At 42.6% G+C, this 18570-nt stretch carries 13 protein-coding genes and 1 tRNA gene; 7 read left to right on the top strand and 7 right to left on the bottom strand.

All coding sequences use genetic code 11. The features are described from left to right. Positions 1–3 precede the first annotated feature (3 nt). Positions 4–573, bottom strand: coding sequence for a uracil-DNA glycosylase family protein (locus BGP76_RS15415; protein WP_119845339.1), 570 nt, complete (start codon positions 571–573; stop codon positions 4–6). Positions 574–611: 38 nt separating this feature from the next. Then, positions 612–688 (bottom strand) — tRNA-Ala (locus BGP76_RS15420). A 144-nt stretch (positions 689–832) separates the two neighbouring features. On the opposite strand from BGP76_RS15420, the gene asnB reads away from it, so the two are divergent. Further along, positions 833–2704, top strand: a complete 1872-nt coding sequence (gene asnB, locus BGP76_RS15425) for an asparagine synthase (glutamine-hydrolyzing) (protein WP_119845340.1) — start codon at positions 833–835, stop codon at positions 2702–2704. Between the two features lie 67 nt (positions 2705–2771). Then, positions 2772–3635, top strand: a complete 864-nt coding sequence (locus BGP76_RS15430; RefSeq protein WP_073121223.1) for a universal stress protein — start codon at positions 2772–2774, stop codon at positions 3633–3635. Here BGP76_RS15430 and BGP76_RS15435 read toward each other — a convergent pair. Beyond that, complete coding sequence (locus tag BGP76_RS15435; RefSeq protein WP_119845341.1) at positions 3632–4192, bottom strand: hypothetical protein; 561 nt, start codon at positions 4190–4192, stop codon at positions 3632–3634. The genes BGP76_RS15430 and BGP76_RS15435 overlap by 4 nt on opposite strands. 134 nt (positions 4193–4326) lie before the next feature. Between BGP76_RS15435 and prfA the strand changes: the two genes are divergently transcribed. Genes prfA through BGP76_RS15455 form a run of 4 tightly spaced genes read left to right on the top strand, consistent with a single transcriptional unit; the run spans position 4327 to position 11903 of the window. Next, a complete protein-coding gene (gene prfA, locus BGP76_RS15440) occupies positions 4327–5397 on the top strand; it encodes a peptide chain release factor 1 (RefSeq protein ID WP_073121219.1) in 1071 nt (356 codons plus the stop codon). 6 nt (positions 5398–5403) lie between these two features. Beyond that, positions 5404–6816, top strand: coding sequence for a hypothetical protein (locus tag BGP76_RS15445; RefSeq protein WP_119845342.1), 1413 nt, complete (start codon positions 5404–5406; stop codon positions 6814–6816). A gap of 31 nt (positions 6817–6847) precedes the next feature. Next, positions 6848–7804, top strand: coding sequence for a helix-hairpin-helix domain-containing protein (locus BGP76_RS15450; RefSeq protein WP_119845343.1), 957 nt, complete (start codon positions 6848–6850; stop codon positions 7802–7804). A 58-nt stretch (positions 7805–7862) separates the two neighbouring features. Next, complete coding sequence (locus BGP76_RS15455) at positions 7863–11903, top strand: AAA domain-containing protein (protein WP_119845344.1); 4041 nt, start codon at positions 7863–7865, stop codon at positions 11901–11903. Between the two features lie 7 nt (positions 11904–11910). Here BGP76_RS15455 and BGP76_RS15460 read toward each other — a convergent pair whose 3' ends face one another. From BGP76_RS15460 to recQ, 4 genes are all read right to left on the bottom strand, one after another. Then, entirely contained in the window at positions 11911–12390 is a 480-nt protein-coding gene (locus BGP76_RS15460; protein WP_119845345.1) for a gliding motility lipoprotein GldH, read from the bottom strand. Further along, the gene (locus BGP76_RS15465) at positions 12387–13676 is read right to left on the bottom strand and encodes a regulatory iron-sulfur-containing complex subunit RicT (protein WP_119845346.1); all 1290 of its coding nucleotides are present in this window, start codon (positions 13674–13676) and stop codon (positions 12387–12389) included. Before BGP76_RS15465 ends, BGP76_RS15460 begins: the two co-directional genes overlap by 4 nt. Before the next feature lie 80 nt (positions 13677–13756). Next, complete coding sequence (gene purD, locus BGP76_RS15470) at positions 13757–15040, bottom strand: phosphoribosylamine--glycine ligase (protein WP_119845347.1); 1284 nt, start codon at positions 15038–15040, stop codon at positions 13757–13759. Positions 15041–15125: 85 nt separating this feature from the next. Continuing rightward, positions 15126–17309, bottom strand: coding sequence for a DNA helicase RecQ (gene recQ / locus BGP76_RS15475; protein WP_073121212.1), 2184 nt, complete (start codon positions 17307–17309; stop codon positions 15126–15128). Positions 17310–17492: 183 nt separating this feature from the next. Between recQ and BGP76_RS15480 the strand changes: the two genes are divergently transcribed. After that, entirely contained in the window at positions 17493–18569 is a 1077-nt protein-coding gene (locus BGP76_RS15480; protein WP_073121211.1) for a mannose-1-phosphate guanylyltransferase, read from the top strand. Position 18570: the final 1 nt, after the last annotated feature.

Consider the following 18570-nt stretch of genomic DNA (forward strand, 5'->3'; position numbering starts at 1 on the left):
TGCTTACACGATTTCATGAATTTTTTCTTTGAGAACGGGTAAGACTTCTTGGTCAAACCATGGGTTCTTCGCTCTCCAGATATTGTTGCGTGGTGAAGGGTGTGGCAAGACAAAATACTTCGGCAAATACTCTTGATAGTTCTTGACCGTTTCGGTCAGGGTACTGTAAGTGCCTTTTCCCAAGTAGTATTTTTGGGCATACTGTCCGATGAGCAATGTGAGTTTTACCTTACTCATCTGTTCCCAGAGGGACTGATGCCATAGTGGAGCACATTCCTTTCGAGGAGGAAGATCACCTGATTTTCCTGTCCCAGGATAACAAAAACCCATAGGAACCAATGCAATCTGCTCTGGATCGTAGAAAATAGTTTTGTCTATCCCCAGCCATTGCCTAAGGTTATCTCCACTTGGGTCGTCCCATGGTATGCCTGATTGATGTACGGCTCTACCTGGCGCTTGCCCGATGATGACAATTTTACTTTGAGAATGAGCACTCAGCACGGGACGTACTCCTGTAGATAAGTGTGGTTCACACAGTGTACAATTCTTGATATCGGTGAGAAGTGCGTCCATGACCGAAGATAAAAAAAGGAAGCCATATAGACTTCCTTTGGTGGAGAATATCGGATTCGAACCGATGACCTCTACGCTGCCAGCGTAGCGCTCTAGCCAACTGAGCTAATTCCCCTTGTTAGCAGGTCGCAAATATATTCTTATTTTCCAATTTCTACTATTTCGCTACTATTCATTCTATTTGGTTCTAAAATCCCGCTAGCGAGAGATGTCGATCTTTGGTGATTCATTATTATTGCAGCTTACCATTTGATCTATTATGTGTGGGATTACAGGAATATGGGCTTTCAAAGAATCAGAGCAGGCTCAGATGGAGCATTTGGAAGAGGCCACCGAGCGAATAGCACACCGTGGACCGGATCATCATGCAACATGGAGGAATCAAAATGTTGGGCTAGGGCATCGTCGCTTGTCTATTTTGGACACGAGTGATCACGGACATCAGCCGATGCAGATTATGGATGGACGCTATGTGATGGTGTTCAATGGGGAGATTTTCAACTTTCTAGAACTACGTCAAGAGCTCATCGCTAAAGGAATTCACTTCCACTCTCATACCGATACCGAGGTGATTATGCATCTCTACGCACGGGAAGGCAAATCTTGTCTTAATCGTCTCAATGGTTTTTTTGCACTGGCGATTTATGATACGCATGAGCAGTCTCTTTTTGTCGCTAGGGATCGGATGGGCATTAAGCCGCTGCTGTATTGGCAGGACGAGTCCAAATTGCTGTTCGCTTCTGAGATGCAGTCTCTGCTAGCCTTTGCGATTGATAAGCAAGTCGACCAACAGGCACTCCACTATTACCTACAACTCAACTATACTCCTGCACCTTTGACGATGGTCAAGGGAATCAAAAAACTCATGCCAGGAGAGTGTATTGAAATCCGAAACGGAGTAGCTGAGATCAGTACTTATTATGAGTTGCTTCGCTCTAAAGTGTGTCAGGATTTGAGTTATGAGGAGGCTAAAAAGGAATTGGCTGAGCGATTGGAGGCATCGGTAAAAAAACGAATGATTGCCGATGTTCCGCTGGGGACTTTCCTTAGTGGAGGGATTGATAGCAGTGTCATCACGAGTATAGCTGCGAGACACACCGCTCAACTGTCAACTTTCTCCATAGGTTTTTCGGACAATCCTTTCTTTGACGAAACAAGCTATGCGGAACTAGTAGCCAAAAAATGTGGAACGAATCACACCACATTCAAACTTAGCAATGAAGAAATGCTGTCCTATATGGCAGATTTTGTGGAGCATATCGATGAGCCTTTTGCGGATTCATCGGCTCTGCCAGTGTATATTTTGAGCAAAAAGACCAGAGAGCATGTCACGGTCTCCCTGTCTGGAGACGGGGCAGATGAGATTTTTTCGGGCTACAACAAGCACGCTGCTTGGCTCAAAATGGATCAAGACCGATATTTTGGTAAACTGACCGCTGCGATCCGACCTATCGCTGACCGGATGCCTCAGTCCCGGTCGGGCAAGTGGTCTAACCTGATGCGCCAGGTCATTCGTTTCGACAAGGCCAAAAAGATCGCTCCGCAAGAACGCTACTGGTTTTTGGCTGCACTTGCAGATCAAGGATATGCACAGCGCATGATGAAAGCCCCCCAGCAACAGGATGACTATTACACACAGTGGATGAGTCCATTGGCTGATTATCAAAATATCAATGACATGCTGATGGGAGACACGAAGTTTGTCTTGCCCAATGACATGCTCAAGAAAGTCGACATCATGTCGATGGCTTCTAGTCTAGAGGTGCGCGTCCCATTCTTGGACCATGAGTTGGTCGAGTGGGTGCACAGTTTGCCCGTGGAATATAAGATCAATAGCAAGATGCGAAAACGGATTTTACAAGACACCTATAAAGACATACTACCTGCGGAGCTCTATCAGCGACCCAAAAAAGGTTTTGAGATGCCGCTGTTAGATTGGCTCAAAACAGCTCTTCTAGAAGAGCTAGATCAGACTGTTTTTAATCGCGACAAGATAGAGGCAGGAGGGCAGTTTAATTGGGATGCGGTCGAGAAGCTCCGAACCAAATTATTTTCTACCAATCCAGAGGACAGTCATGCACAAGTATGGGCCTTGTATATTTTTCAGAAATGGTATGAAAAGTACTTTTAAAGTTTGCCCCAAACTTGTTATCCATTGAATTTGCTTTAATTTTATTTCGAATAAAAATCAATACCTGATGCTCAATCTCAACAACCTGCTCGTCTGTCTCGATGGTACCAATTTGGACGACCATTTATTAGAATATAGTTCGATGATGGCTCGTTTTTTTAAGAACACCAAGACGACTTTCATTCACGTGGCACCATCGAATACTGATATGGCCATGAAAAAGTATCTGCAGGATAAGATAGATCGTTTGTTTACCAATGACTGTGAAAAGCACATTGAGATGGTTCAAGGCACAGGAGCACAACATATCCTGGGATGGAGTGGGCTCAAAGATATTGATGTAGTCGTGATGGGAATCAAACCCCGGTCGGTTTCTAGCGGTATCAATGCGACCAAAGTTCTCAATGGATCTTTGTGTTCGGTGATGCTGGTGCCCGTGACCGAAAAGTATGATGTGTCTAGAGTTTTGATTCCCTTGGACTTTTCAGAAAACTCTCTAAAATCACTCAACACGGCACTGAGAATCAAAGAGTACACCGATATCGAGGTGATACTACAGCATGTCTACTTCGTACCAACAGGGTACAGTAGTACAGGTAAAACGTATGATGAATTTGCTGAGATCATGCTCAAAAACAAGCAAAAAGAGTATGACGTGTTTAAGAAAACCAATGCGTTGGATGATAGTCAATTCGAAGTGATTTTTACGTTAGACGAGGATCAAAAACCTTCTGACAACATCTATGAACTGGCACAGGAGAGAGATGTTGACCTCATTATCATTGGTTCTAAGGGACGAACCAAAGCAGCTTCTATGCTGGTCGGTAGTACAGCGGTGAGCCTAGTTCACTATGATCAAGATATTCCCTGCCTGGTGGTCAAAGACAAGGATGAGAGCATGGGCTTTTTTGATGCTTTGTTGAAAATCTAATTTGTGATTTTTCCTGTGATCTCGTAGGAGCTTTCGTCTAGTGTGATGATTTTTTGATGTCCAGCGATCTCATAACTTTCTATGAGTTGGTTGCTAGAGTCAAGGTGAAGACTAATTAGCGTTTCGGTCTCATATAGGAAGTTATCTCTTTTCTCTACGAGGGAAATCTGCTGAATGATCGATTGGTTCATGATGATTTCTAGTGAAATCGGACCTGCATTTTCACTCTTCTTTCTCGTATAGGATGCTTTGTTTTTTGAGGTATTCTTGATGTATCCTCCGTTGGTAAACACTTGCTCGTACTTTTTACTTAGAACAGTTTTGAACTCCGATTGTATAAAAGCTGAATCTATCGTGAGCGTTTCTTTTTCGGTCTTTTGGTTGATGGTGGCAGTTTTGGTGATAGGCTTTTTGAGTAGTCCTGTTTTTTGCGCTGAAAGTATACTGTCTATTTGTGCTAAGAGCGGATCAGATTTAAGGATGATTTCGTCTTCAGAGATACATGATCCCAGAGACAAAATACAGGAGAGACTGATGAAAATTAGACGTAGATTCATAGGGATTAATTTGATGGCAATTTAGTGGTTTTCTTCTTTTCGGAAGGTCGCAAAATTAACCTTGCACTAACAGTACGAATTTTAGATTTTTTAGACCAACTCCATTCATTAGTTTTGTAGCAAATACGTAATACATGATTGACAAGTTAGAAGAAATTAAACACAGGTTCGAAGAGGTCGGACAGCTGATCGTTCAGCCAGAGGCTATGAATGACATGAGTAGTTATTCAAAGCTGAGCAAGGAGTATAAGGACTTGGAAAAAATTGTCAAGAAGTATGACGAGTACAGCACTGTGCTCGAAAACCTCAAGAATTCTAAGGAAATCCTAGAAACAGAAAAGGATCCAGAGTTTAGAGAACTGGCCAAAATGGAGCTAGAGGAACTGGATCCTCAAAAAATCCAACTCGAAGAGGACCTCAAAGAAATGTTGATCCCCAAAGACCCCAATGATGACAAGAACTCCATCTTGGAGATTAGAGCAGGTGCAGGTGGAGACGAAGCGGCCATATTCGCTGGAGACTTGTTTAGAATGTACCAGCGCTATGCCGAGAAGCAAGGCTGGAAGCTCAATGTCATGGATTTGACCGAAGGGTCGTCTGGCGGGTACAAAGAAATCATCAGCATGGTGACCGGAGAGGATGTCTATGGCAAGATGAAATTCGAGTCTGGCGTGCACCGTGTACAGCGTGTGCCAGCGACTGAGACGCAGGGGCGTGTACACACCTCGGCAGCTACAGTAGCCGTTTTGCCAGAGATGGAGGAGGTAGATGTACAGATCGATATGAATGATGTGCGTAAGGACACTTTCTGTTCTAGTGGACCAGGAGGGCAGTCGGTGAACACGACCTATTCGGCGATTCGATTGACACATATTCCGACTGGGCTCGTGGTATCATGTCAGGATGAGAAAAGCCAGCTCAAGAACTTGGAAAAAGCACTCAAGGTATTGCGAGGGAGAATCTATGACATTGAACTCAAAAAGCATAACGACGAAGTAGGTGCTCAGCGAAAATCAATGGTAGGTAGCGGAGATCGCTCTGATAAGATTCGTACCTACAATTATGCGCAAGGTCGTGTGACTGATCACCGTATCGGTTACTCTCAGCACAATCTGCCCACTGTCATGGATGGGGAAATAGGCAACTTCATCGAAGAGCTACGTATCGCAGAGAATGCTGAAAAAATGAAAGATGGCGAGGCTTAGGCTTTCATGGAGTTCAAGGTATTGAAAAAGACACTATTTTTTTTGGTGATGTTATCGGGCTGGGTTTTGATCCAGTCTTGTGACCCTGTGGAGGAAGAGGTCTCGACCAACCCTGCACATCAGTTGATCTTTTCGTCAGATACTGTGCGCTTCGACACCCTACTGAGTAGCGTGGGGAGTATTACTCGCCGATTTCGGATTTATAATCCACACAAAAATGCTATAGAGATAGATCGCTTGGCTTTGGGTCAGACGAATGCTTCGCCTTATACGCTCACCGTCAATGGCGTCAAAGGAAAGACTTTTGAAAAGGAGATAATTTTCGGCAAGGATAGTTTGATGGTTTTGGTAGAGGTGTTTATTGATCCGACAGATGAAGATATGCCATACTTGGTGAAGGATTCGGTTCAGGTCGAGTACAACCAAAATGCTTCGGATGTGAAACTCGTGGCATGGGGGCAGGATGCCTATTTTCTGGATCGAGAGGTGGTCGAATGTGATGTGACCTGGACTGCTGGTAAGCCCTATGTGCTCTATGATACGGTATTGGTTGCTGCAGGATGTCAGTTGACTGTCGAGCCAGGGGCACGTATTTTCATTGACAACAACTCCGCTTTAGCCATCGGTGGAACCCTCAAAATTCAAGGAACAGCAGAAGATAAAGTAATCATCCGAAATACCCGATTTGACGCAGGCTATGATGTCGCTCCAGGGCAGTGGAACTCTATATTGTTTTTAGAGGGCAGCAAAGACAATATCATCGACCATGCGGATATTAAAAATGGAGTGATAGGGTTGAGAGTAGGTAGTCCTGATGACGATGTGGACTATGATCTCATTGTATCTAATACGAGTATAGGACACATGTCATCTGCTGGTATTCTGGCTTTTACGTCTGATATTTATGTATTCAATACTGAGGTTTTCAATTGTCAATCCGAATTGGTGGGGAATTATTTAGGGGGGAATTATAAGTACGAGCATTGCACTTTTTCTAATGCTCCCAGTTTGTACACAAGGGAAGTCACTTCGGTCGTCTTGTCGGATTACATCTCCCTCGGTGATGGGTCTACCTTGTCAGAGGATTTGTCGGTGGAGTTGGTCAACTCGATCATTTGGGGTGAAGAGGACGAAGAGCTTAGTATTTACTCGTCTGGGGCATCCAATGTCACAATAGCCCTCCATGACAACATCATTCGGTCAGCCAATGAGGACTGGGTGACCCTAGGCAATGATATCAGCCAAGAAAGGAACTACCCTGAGTTTCATGTGCCTGCTTTTTATGATTATCAGATTGATTCCTTGTCTCCTGCTAGAGGGAAAGCTATCGCGTCAGAGATATCGTTAGATCTCATAGGTACACTGAGAGACACCATGCCCGATCTAGGAGCTTATGAAAGAAAAGATTCTTTGCCATAGATTATTGACGAGGATTTTCTATTTTTAATGAGTGACCAACCGTTTTTCAAATTACTTTCGTCGGTATTTTGGTTTTTCCAGTACCGAGATTCGAGGACTTTTTGTGCTCGTACCTACGATGCTATTTGCTCTTTTTATTCCTCAAATTTATAAGTCTTATCTACTCGCTAATACCGAGCATGGTGCCGTGCAAGATGAAGAGCAATTGCGGGTTTGGGCGGATGAACTTCGCAATCAGATCGTGGTGACGCAGGAGGTGGAGGAATTCCCAATCTATGCCAAGCATTTTGATCCTAACCTGATACGTACTGACCAGTGGATCAAAATGGGTTTTACAGAATCTATAGCCGAGCGTATCAAAAAGTACTTGACCAAAGGAGGGGTGTTTAAGAAGAAGGAAGATGTATTGAAAATTTACGGGATCAATAGGCGTCTAGTGAAGGCTTATTTCGACTACATGTACTTTTTACCTTCCGAGAAAAGAAGAATAAGACAAGTCTATAAACCGACGGTCACCTATGCCGCGCCAGCACCCGCTCCAGTAGAGACAACCTCACAACCTCCCACAGTCCGTCGGGTTGAGCCAGAGACCTATGAACTTAATACTGCAGATACTACTGAGCTAAAGACGATCCGTGGTATCGGTTCTTTCTGGGCCAAAAGTGTGGTGACTTCCCGTGAGAAGTTAGGAGGTTTTGTGGATAGAATGCAGGTTTACGAAATCAACTATATGCCAGACAGTGTCGCAGATTTGATCATAGACCATACGACTTTTGAGCCTTCGGCGATTCGGCAGTTGAATATCAATACATTAGAAATCGATCAATTGCGAAAACACCCCTACATCAACTACAAACTTGCCAATGCTATCGTGAAATACCGAAAGCAGCACGGTGAATATGAAGAAATAGAAGACCTAAAGAAAATCGTGATTTTAAAAGACTCCGTGTATCAAAAAATCTTTCCTTACTTAATAATTTCAGATTAAATCTGGATATTGGCGTATTGTGATAGGGCTTTCTTATTTTAGAAACTGAAGGAAATTTATGCAAGAGATTTTAAAATCATACCTACGCCGATTGACCAACCTATCAGGCAACAATCGATCATTACTCTTGCTAAAGCTACTCAAAGAGCAATTTATCGATCTCCATGAGTTTGACTTTGCACTGAACGAGCCTTCTTTCAAAATCATGGAAGGAGTGATGGCACGCAAGTCTAAAATCCCGCTTTGTAGTGTGCAGGATAGCCGTGATGAAGATAGCAATAAGCTCTCCATGCGTCTCAAAAAGCTTAAACGTGTGGATCATTTGGTATATGAAGAGCAGGGTGCTCGTGATATGTATGTGGGATGGCCTTTCGTCAAAGGCAAATTTAATGATGGTACACTCGTACGGTGTCCGCTAATGTTCTTTCCTGTATCGCTGGATGCGGATGGTAAGGAATGGAATCTGCAGTTTCGAAAGGACGTTAACATTACACTCAACAAGTCCTTCATTTTAGCCTATGCTTTTTACAACGCTTTACCTGTAGACGAAGGGTTGCTGGAGCGAGTATTTGATGATTTTGATAGAGAGAGTACTGGTTTTAAGACAGATCTTTTTGACTTGATCAAGTCTCACGGTTTAGAGGTTCATTTCAATCAAGACAACTTTCAAGATAATTTAAAGTCGTTTCAAGAATACAAAAAATCGGATTTGGATCAGTTTGAATCTGAAGGAGAGCTCAAACTTTTTCCTGAAGCTGTACTGGGCATATTTCCTCAAGCAGGGTCTTATCTCGTGCCAGACTACTTGACGCTCATGGAGCAGGACAAATATGCTTCGGTAGAGGAGTTTTTTTTAGAGCGAAATCTTGATGAATCTGAGGAAGAAAAACTGGACTCTGCGTCCTATTACAGATTTCTCAAACGTGTCAAGGAGGACCAAACCTTTACGCCATTCAAGATGGATGCCTATCAGGAAAATGCTATCAAAGCCATCAAAAAAGGGAATTCGGCAGTTGTGCAAGGGCCTCCGGGTACTGGTAAGTCCCAGTTGATCTGTAACCTAGTAGCAGACTACATCGCCAGAGGGAAAAGTGTACTAGTGGTGAGTCAAAAAAAAGCAGCTCTTGATGTGGTTTTTCAACGGCTAAAAGAGAAGCAGCTCAATGATTTTATTGGGTTACTGCATGATTTTAAGAATGACAGAAAGCCAATCTATGAGCAACTAGAGGGGCAAGTCAATAGACTCAATGATTTTATGGGAATGAATAATTCCCTAGATGCGATACAGATAGAAAGAAATTTTCTAAAGACCAGTAGGAGAATCGACCAATTGGAGGAAGAACTCGAAGAGTTCAAAATGGCACTTTTTGATGAGACAGAGTGTGGGGTGTCGGTCAAGGAATTGTATCTGACTTCTAATCTGCACGAGCCTGCTTTCGCTCTGAATCAGGAATATCGCGAGATGACTTTTGACAAAGTGGATGGTTTGCTAAAGAAGATCAAAAGTTATAGTCAGTACGCCGCCTCTTTTTTGCACGAAAGATATGCTTGGTTCAAACGCAAGTCATTTGCCCGTCTCGGCGTGAGTGACTTGAGCATAATCGTCAAGCATCTAGATGAAATGGATAGCTACATTCACGTGTTAGAGACTGTGACTGAAAAGGCTGTGGGTAAAAAACTAATGTTCGAGGATGCAGTAGAGATTATCGATAAGCGAGAAGATATCGCTCATTTGTCCGAGCTGCTACGTGAGCAACAAGTTTACCTCGGGGTACTCAAAATTCAGAAAAATGCGATTCGCCCAATAAGCAAGACGGAGGTTGTAGAGATCGAAAAAATTGTCATGCAGTTCTTCAAAGGACGAGGGCCAGAACTCTCGCTAGGAAGTGGTGAGTTGGGACGTTTTCAAGAGGTGCTAGAGCGAGGTATTAGTGCCAGAGAAAATATATTCAAATGGTTTTTTTGGCGGTTTTTCTCTAAAGATAAAATATTCATCACGCGTGTTTTGGTGGCCAATCAGATGAAAAACAACAAAGAGGATTTTTCCACTTTGGTGGACATGGTGGATAGCCGTCTAAACCTAGAGCATAACCTGTCGCAGTTCAAGGGGCGAAATGACCTAAACCGCTTACCTGATGTGTACAATAAGGTTAATGTGATGAACTGGTTTTTCTATCAAAAACAGACGATAGAGGCACGAGATTTATTGAACGAGATACGGCCGTTGAGGGATTATATCGCTATAGAATCACACAACGAAGAAACCTATACTGATAAACTCAAAAAACTGGTAACAGCACTAGAACCTATCGCGGATAAATTGGGTAATTGGTTAGAGTATTTTTCTATCCCGCAGATGCGTGAAATTTTCTCTAAGCAAGTCGAAGCACATTTTTTGCTCTCTACGCTGAAAAAGGACTTTGATGCCCTTTGTGAATTTGATGCACTCGACGAAGCGTTGACTGCAGAAGAAAAGAGTGTCATAGAAAAACTTAAAGACGAAGCTCCAGAAGTAGAAGCAGAGGTGTGGCAGGGGATCTTTTTGAACTCGCTGAAGCTAGCATGGATCGATCACATCGAACTTAAGTATCCAATACTACGGGCGGTGAGTTCAAACAAACTGGAAGATATGCAGTCTGAGCTACAGGAGTGTGTGCGTGAGAAACTACGCATTAGCAATGAGATTCTGCTGATCAAAGCGCGTGAGCGTGTCTATAAAAATGCTGAATACAATCGTCTCAATAACATGGTGACCTACCGGGATTTATTTCATCAAGTAACCAAAAAGAGGCGTATATGGCCAGTACGTAAGTTGATTGCTAATTTTCCGAGAGAGATATTTGACCTGATGCCGTGCTGGCTCGCATCGCCTGAGTCTGTGTCTGCTATATTCCCGATGGAAAAAATGTTTGATCTCGTTATATTTGATGAAGCCTCACAGTGTTTCGTAGAGAAAGGCTTGCCAGCTATGTACCGTGGCAAACAGGTAGTGGTCGCTGGCGATGACAAGCAACTAAAACCCAACGACCTCTATCAAATCCGGTGGGAAGAAGAAAATGAGGATGATATACCAGAGTTGGAATTCGACTCTCTTTTGCATTTAGCTTCTAAGCATATTATGCAGGTACAGCTCAACGGTCACTATCGTAGCAAGAGCTTAGATTTGATTCGTTTCTCCAATGAACACTTCTATGACAATAGATTAAAGATGTTGCCTGATTTTGAGGAGGTTAACCTGCACCAGCCAGCTATAGATTATGTCAAAGTTGATGGAGTGTGGGAGAAAAACTACAATGAAGTGGAGGCTGAGAAAGTAGCGCAATTGGTAAAGCAACTCCTAGCCGAGAGACCTGCTATTGAGATAGGTGTGGTTACTTTCAACTCTCGACAGCAGATGTTCATCATCGAGTATCTAGAGCAGTATGCAGTGTCTCAAGGTTTTTTAATTCCAGAGACTTTGATTGTTAAGAATATTGAGAATATTCAGGGAGATGAGAAGGATGTGATCATTTTTTCAACAGTATATGCGCCAGATATAAACGGAAAACTTACCATGCATTTTGGAAGTTTGAATGCAGAAGGAGGAGAAAACCGACTGAATGTGGCAGTGACTCGTGCACGTGAAAAAATATATCTGGTCTCGAGTATTATGCCTCAGCAGCTACGTGTAGATGATACCAAAAATGAAGGCCCCAAATTACTGAAGAAGTATCTAGCGTTTGCTTATCAGGTGTCGAATGGTGAGGAAGTCGCCTATGAATCTACTGATGCTGGACATGAGCAGGGGTGGTATCTCAAAAACCGTATTGCTGAGCTGGGCTATCAGCATTTTGATCATGTAGATTTAGTTCAGCGATTTCCCAATATTGATTTGACGATCAAAGGTGGTGATGACTATGCGGGAGCGGTACTGACAGACGATGTATACTATCATCAATCTGTCTCTGTGAAGGATGCGCATGTGTACAGAGATTTTACGCTCAGACAGAAAAAATGGCCATTTACACGGGTATATAGCCGCCAGTTATGGGTCGATTCTGAGCACGTCAGAGAGCGAGTCAATCGTTTGATATCCAGGAATATAAAGGAGGGTAAATAGGGTTAGGTTAATCTTTGCTAGGCTTAACTTTGAGACCGAAGGACATGATACCTGGCAGTTCTTCCATGCGCATAAACTGCTTGATTTTAAAAGTGTGTTCACCTACTCTGTCAAATTTCAGCTCTTCGAATATTAAGATTTCTCTATCAAATAAATCACCAATACCTGTCCCAAGGGGCTTTCCTGTTTTCCTATCAAAGAGTATGAGTTCTTGGAGTTTCGTATCTAGTATCTCTGTGGTGGAGTCTTCTAGATAGTAAGTGACATACAAATTGTAAAAGGGGTAGTCTACGGCGTGCCGAACGTTATAGGAGAGGTCATAAGTACTCGTTGTATCGAGGACATCAAAGGTAAAAGCAGCCAAAGAATCGACGTGCCAAACGCCTGCTGTGATATCATGATTCTGATCGATGACCATGTCATTAGAACAGGAATAAAAGGTTAGTGATGCTATGACACTAGCCAGAACTAGGAGATGTCTTCTCATGATTGATTTGAATTCTTATTGTTGTTAGGCTTTTTTGGTCTGCGTTTTTTCTTACGATTTTGCGTTGGTTTAGCATCGTTGGAAGGAGTGACCTTTTTCACGGGATCTGCACTCTTATTCTCTCCTCCTTGTTTGTTGGCTGGATTGAAATTCTTTTTGTTCTTGTTTCGGCGTTTCTTGTTCGAATTGGGCTTGTTTTTGCTTTTGAACTTTTTATCCATTTGCTCCAGATCACTATTGAGTGATTGAAACTCGGTAGATGGGCCTCCCTTGGTGTCCTCTAGGAGTGTTTCAGGTGTTTTTCCCTCCTCGTTTTGCTTTTGTATTTCTTTGACACGTTCAGTAGATAGTGCGATCCACGCATTGTCATTTTTGTAGCCAAACCACATTATCTTTCTAAAGATGTCTGTTTTTTGAAGTCTTGCTTCCCCTTTTTCAGTGACTAGTCCTTTTTCCACTTTTGGGATATGTTCTAGCGCCTCCATGTAAGTCTCTAGCTCGTAGTTGAGGCAGCATTTGAGTCGGCCACACTGGCCAGATAACTTGCTAGGGTTCAAGGAGAGGTTTTGGTACCGAGCCGCTGAGGTCGACACACTTTTGAACTCGGATAACCAAGTAGAGCAGCATAATTCGCGACCGCAAGAACCTATCCCGCCAAGGCGGCTAGCTTCTTGTCGCAGACTAATTTGACGCATTTCGACACGGATTTTAAATTCCGCAGCGAGTTGTTTGATCAGCTCTCTAAAATCCACTCGTTCGTCAGCTGAGTAATAAAATGTAGCTTTGGAGTTGTCTGCTTGATATTCTATATCTGTGAGTTTCATCTTCAGCTTGAGCTGATCGATGATTTCTCTTGTTCTAAACAACGTTGGGTTCTCTCGCTTCTTAACGGATTCAAACTTCTCTAAATCCTTGTCAGTTGCGATGCGATAGATACTACGAATTTCGTCATCGTTTTTGACCTTTTTCTTTTGCATCTGTAGACGCACCAGTTCTCCTTGTAGAGACACATAGCCGACGTGGTGTCCATTAGGTACATCTACTACGACAGCATCTCCTGGATAGAGTTCAAGATCATTTACATTGCGAAGAAATTCTTTCCTTCCGTTTTTGAATCGAATTTCAGCTATATCAAAAGTGTCAGTGACGGGTTGATCCATGTTCGACAACCAGTCAAATACGTTCATCTTATTACATCCACCACTACTGCACCCACCATTGCTTTGACAGCCTTTGACTTGGCCATCCGCCGCTGTGAGTACTCCGCACGAACTACATCCTGACATATAATTTTGTTTAGAAAGCCCTAAATATAATCAAGAATTACTACGATATAGAGAGGAAAAGATATTGATCATAGGGGATGTTATGATTTGTAATTGAGCAGGTCTTGGCCGATATCTTTTCGGTAGGTCATTCCTTCCCAAGTGATCTTTTTGAGATTGGCATAAGATAGGTCTAGTGCTCCCTGTATCGAACTAGCCAATGCCGTAGAGGCTAGAACACGACCGCCGTTGGTGACGATGGTTTGGCCGTCCTGCTTAGTACCCGCATGAAAGACAATACCTTCGGATACTTCCTCAAAACCTGTCATTGGTAATCCTTTCGGGTAAGAACCAGGGTAACCTGCAGATACCGCTACTACTGTCGTGGCAGTTTCTGGACCGACTTCTATGGTTTCGGATTTTAAATCCTTTTTAGCTGCTGCGATGAGGTGTTGTAGTAGGTCTGATTTGATACGAGGAAGAACTACTTCTGTTTCTGGATCCCCCATTCTTACGTTATATTCGATTACGCTTGGCTCGCTGTCCTTATTCATGAGGCCGATAAAAATAAACCCTACGTAATCAATGTTGTCTTTTTCAAGTCCTTTGACGGTCGGAATGATAACTTTCTCTTCGACGTTTTTCATAAACGCCGCATCAGCGAATGGTACGGGAGACACCGCACCCATTCCGCCTGTGTTAGGACCTGTATCTCCCTCTCCTATTCTTTTGTAATCTTTGGCTTCTGGCAGGATAAGGTAATCTTTACCATCAGTGAGAACAAAAACAGAAAGTTCGATTCCGTGGAGGTATTCTTCGATCAGGACTTTGCTACTTGCATCTCCGAATTTGCCCGCGAGCATTTCGTCGAGCGTGTCTTCAGCTTCTTGAATGTCTTCTGTGATAATCACCCCTTTGCCAGCTGCGAGACCGTCAGCTTTGAGAACATAAGGGGCTTCTACTTGCTTGAGAAAAGCTTTTCCTTCTGCTATATTGTCTTTGGTGATTGTTTTAGAACCAGCAGTCGGGACTCCGTGACGTTGCATGAAATCTTTAGAGAAATCCTTACTGCCCTCTAGTCTCGCGCCCGTTTCGTCTGGACCTATGAGTAGAATGTTTTTGAGTGTGTCTGTACTTGCAAAATAGTTTCGAATTCCTTTGACCAATGGCTCTTCAGGGCCTACAATCACTAGTTCGATATTGTTATCAAGAACTGCTTGTCCGATCTGCTCAAAATCATTGACCCCCAAATCTAAATTTGTGGCGATATCTGCTGTTCCAGCATTGCCAGGTGCGGCATATACGGTATCACAAAGTGCGCTTTGCTTGATTTTCCAAATAAGGGTATGCTCTCTCCCTCCAGATCCTATGACAAGTACATTCATTTTCAATTTCGCTTTGTTTTACGACGAGCAAAATTAACGGAAATAACTTATCAGTCGTCACCTATAGGCAATAATACCCAAAGAATTAGTTGGCGTATTCGGACATGAATTTGATCCTCATCAATCTGACTTCTTCGAGTGAATACCCGTCGTATTCTAATTCATCCATTGCTACATCGAGATCATCTGTTTCGGCGGTTAGAAAATAGTCTAGTAGATCGTCTTGTCTATCCTCGTCAATGAACGAATCAATATAGTAGTCTAAATTTAGTTTAGTACCTGAAAAACAAATATGTTCGATTTCATCAATGATGGCGTCAAAGGTCATGCTTTTCATTTCAGCAATTTCTTCTAAGTCAACTTTTCTGTCTATTTGTTGTATCAGAAATATTTTAATCTTGGACTTATTGATCGCCGATTTGATAACTACATCGGATGCAGTAGTAAGGTCGTTTTCTTTGATGTATTGGCTGATTAGATCAATGAAGGGCTTCCCAAACTTCATGACCTTGCCCATCCCTACCCCATTGACTTGAGCTAAATCTTCGTTATTGGTAGGATAGCTAGTCGCCATTTCTTCTAAAGAGGGATCCTGAAAGATAACATACGGAGGAAGACTTTTTTGCTTTGCAACCTTTTTTCTAAGGTTCTTTAATAGTTCGAATAACTCTTCGTCATGAGCCTTTTCTACGGGAGGTTTTTCTGCCTCTAGCTCTTCGCTGATATAGTCATGGTCTTTGGATAGCTCTACAGAGTACGGTTTTTTCAGGAAGTCTCTACCCTTTTGGGTGACCTTTAGTACGCCCAAATTTTCTATGTCTTTGGACAAAAATTCGTTGAGGAGCGTTTGTCTTACCACGGATCTCCAAAACACTTCCGTGTCTTGATTTCCTATGCCGTATACGTCGAGTTTATTGTGCTCATAGCTTTTGACGTACTGACTCTCTATTCCTCTAGCTACGTTGACTAAATGTTTAATTCCAAAGCGCTCTTCGGTTTTGATCGCGATATCAATCGTGTGACGGATATACTCCTTTCCTTCGAATATTTCCTTAGGATGTGCACAGTTGTCACACATGCCATTTTCTGAGCAATCTGTGTCTGTGTACTCTTGCCCAAAATAATGGAGCAGTTGGCGTCTTCGGCATACTGAAGATTCAGCATAGGACGACATTTCCTCTAAAAGCAACTTGGCGTTTTCACGCTCAGTGACGGGCTTGTCTTTGTTGAATTTCTCTAGTTTGATGATATCATCTAGACTGTAAAACATGACGCACTTGCCTTCTAGACCATCACGCCCTGCACGCCCTGTCTCTTGATAGTAGCCTTCTAGGGATTTAGGCGTGTCATAGTGAATCACAAAACGGACGTCAGGTTTGTCGATCCCCATCCCAAAGGCTATCGTTGCGACGATTACATCTACATCCTCGTTGAGGAAGTCGTCTTGGTTTTTCATCCTGACAGAGGAGTCTAATCCTGCATGATAAGGAGCTGCTTTGACATCATTCACCTTGAGTAGTTCCGCAATCTCCGTTACTTTTTTTCTGCTTAGGCAGTAGATGACACCAGATTTCCCTTTGTGTTCTCTGACAAAGCGAATCAGCTGTTTGTTGACGTCTACTTTGGGTCTGATTTCATAGTAAAGATTCTGGCGGTTGAATGAAGACTTGAAAACGTCAGCATCTTCCATCTGCAGGTTTTTCTGGATGTCCAGCTGTACTTTGGGTGTGGCAGTCGCGGTTAGCGCAATAATCGGAATCGAACCGAGTTGTTCTACAATGGATTTGATACGCCGGTATTCGGGACGGAAATCATGCCCCCATTCGGAGATACAATGCGCTTCATCAATAGCGACAAAGGAGATTTTTGCCTCACTCAAAAAGGCTACATTGTCTTCCTTAGTTAAAGATTCTGGAGCTACATATAAAAGTTTGACTTCCCCCGCTAGCACTTCTTTTTTGACTCTTTTGATCTCAGTCTTATTGAGTGTCGAGTTGAGAAACTGTGCGTTGACACCAAAAGCGTTAAGCTGATCTACTTGATTTTTCATCAGAGCGATCAGGGGAGAGATCACAATCGCTGTCCCGTCTTGTATGATTGCTGGCAACTGATAGCAAAGGGATTTGCCTGCACCAGTAGGCATCAGTACAAAAGTATTTTTACCAGACATGATATTTTGTATGATATCAGCCTGATTGCCCCGAAAATTACTGAACCCGAAGGTTTTCTTCAGTTGTTCACGGAGTTGGTCGACCTGTTTTACAACCATTTTCTCAAATTTTTGTGTGATACATAAGTTAGCTAAATTCAGACTAATTAGGAACAAGCAGCTTGCTTATGTATTCCAATTGATATATTAAATCTATTTCTTTAAATGTCACGAATTAAGTTGACTTTCTCCTTCCTCTATGCAACCGATGTATATATTTGCACGAAAGAAAACGAATAAGTCATGGACTCAAACGTACATATAGTAATAATGGCAGGTGGGGTTGGAAGTAGATTTTGGCCCTACAGTAGAAACGCCAAACCCAAACAGTTTATTGATGTATTGGGTGTCGGAAAGTCACTACTACAGTTGACCTATGAAAGATTCCTTTCGGTCTCCAACAAAGATAATGTAATAGTAGTTACAAACCATGACTATGCAGGCTTAGTAAAAGAGCAACTTCCCGACCTTTCGGATCATCAGATTCTTTGTGAGCCAAGTAGAAGAAATACAGCGCCTTGTATCGCTTATGCAGCGTATAAAATTCATGCTAAAGACCCCAATGCTATAATGGTCGTGACGCCTGCGGATCATGTGGTTTTTCAGTATGAAAAGTTTGCTAATGTCGCACAACAGGCTATTGATGCTGCGAATGGCACGGATAAGATCGTGACTATTGGCATCAAGCCTACGAGACCCGAAACTGGATATGGTTATATCCAATACATGGAGAAAGAAAAAGGTGTCGTGAAAAAAGTAAAGACGTTTACTGAAAAGCCAGAATTGGAATTGGCCAAGACATTTTTAGAAAGCGGTGACTTTGTATGGAATGCAGGAATATTTGTATGGTCTACAAAAGCCATTACCAATGCTTTTAAAGAATTTTTGCCTGATATAGCTGAGTCATTTGCTGAGGGGGAGGATTTATATTATACAAATGAAGAACAGGTTTTTATTGATAAAATCTACCCCGCTTGCGAAAGCATATCAATTGACTATGGTATACTCGAAAAATCACCTAATGTTCACGTGATTGAGGGTGACTTTGACTGGTCAGATTTAGGCTCGTGGGATTCTCTACATGATCTACGTGACAAAGATGATGACCAAAATGTGGTAGATGGTGACGCGCTTATGTTCGATTGTAAAAATAGTATTGTCAAAGTAGAATCGAACCGGGTGGTAATACTGGATGATCTAGATGGGTATCTCGTTGGTGATTTTAAGGATGTGCTTATTGTCTGTAAGAAGGATAATGAAGCAAAATTTAGAGACTATGTCGCTAAAGTAAAACTAGAACGAGGAGAAAAGTACATATAAA

The sequence above is a fragment of the Reichenbachiella sp. MSK19-1 genome (assembly GCF_003590315.1).
Taxonomy (GTDB): Bacteria; Bacteroidota; Bacteroidia; order Cytophagales; family Cyclobacteriaceae; genus Reichenbachiella; species Reichenbachiella agariperforans.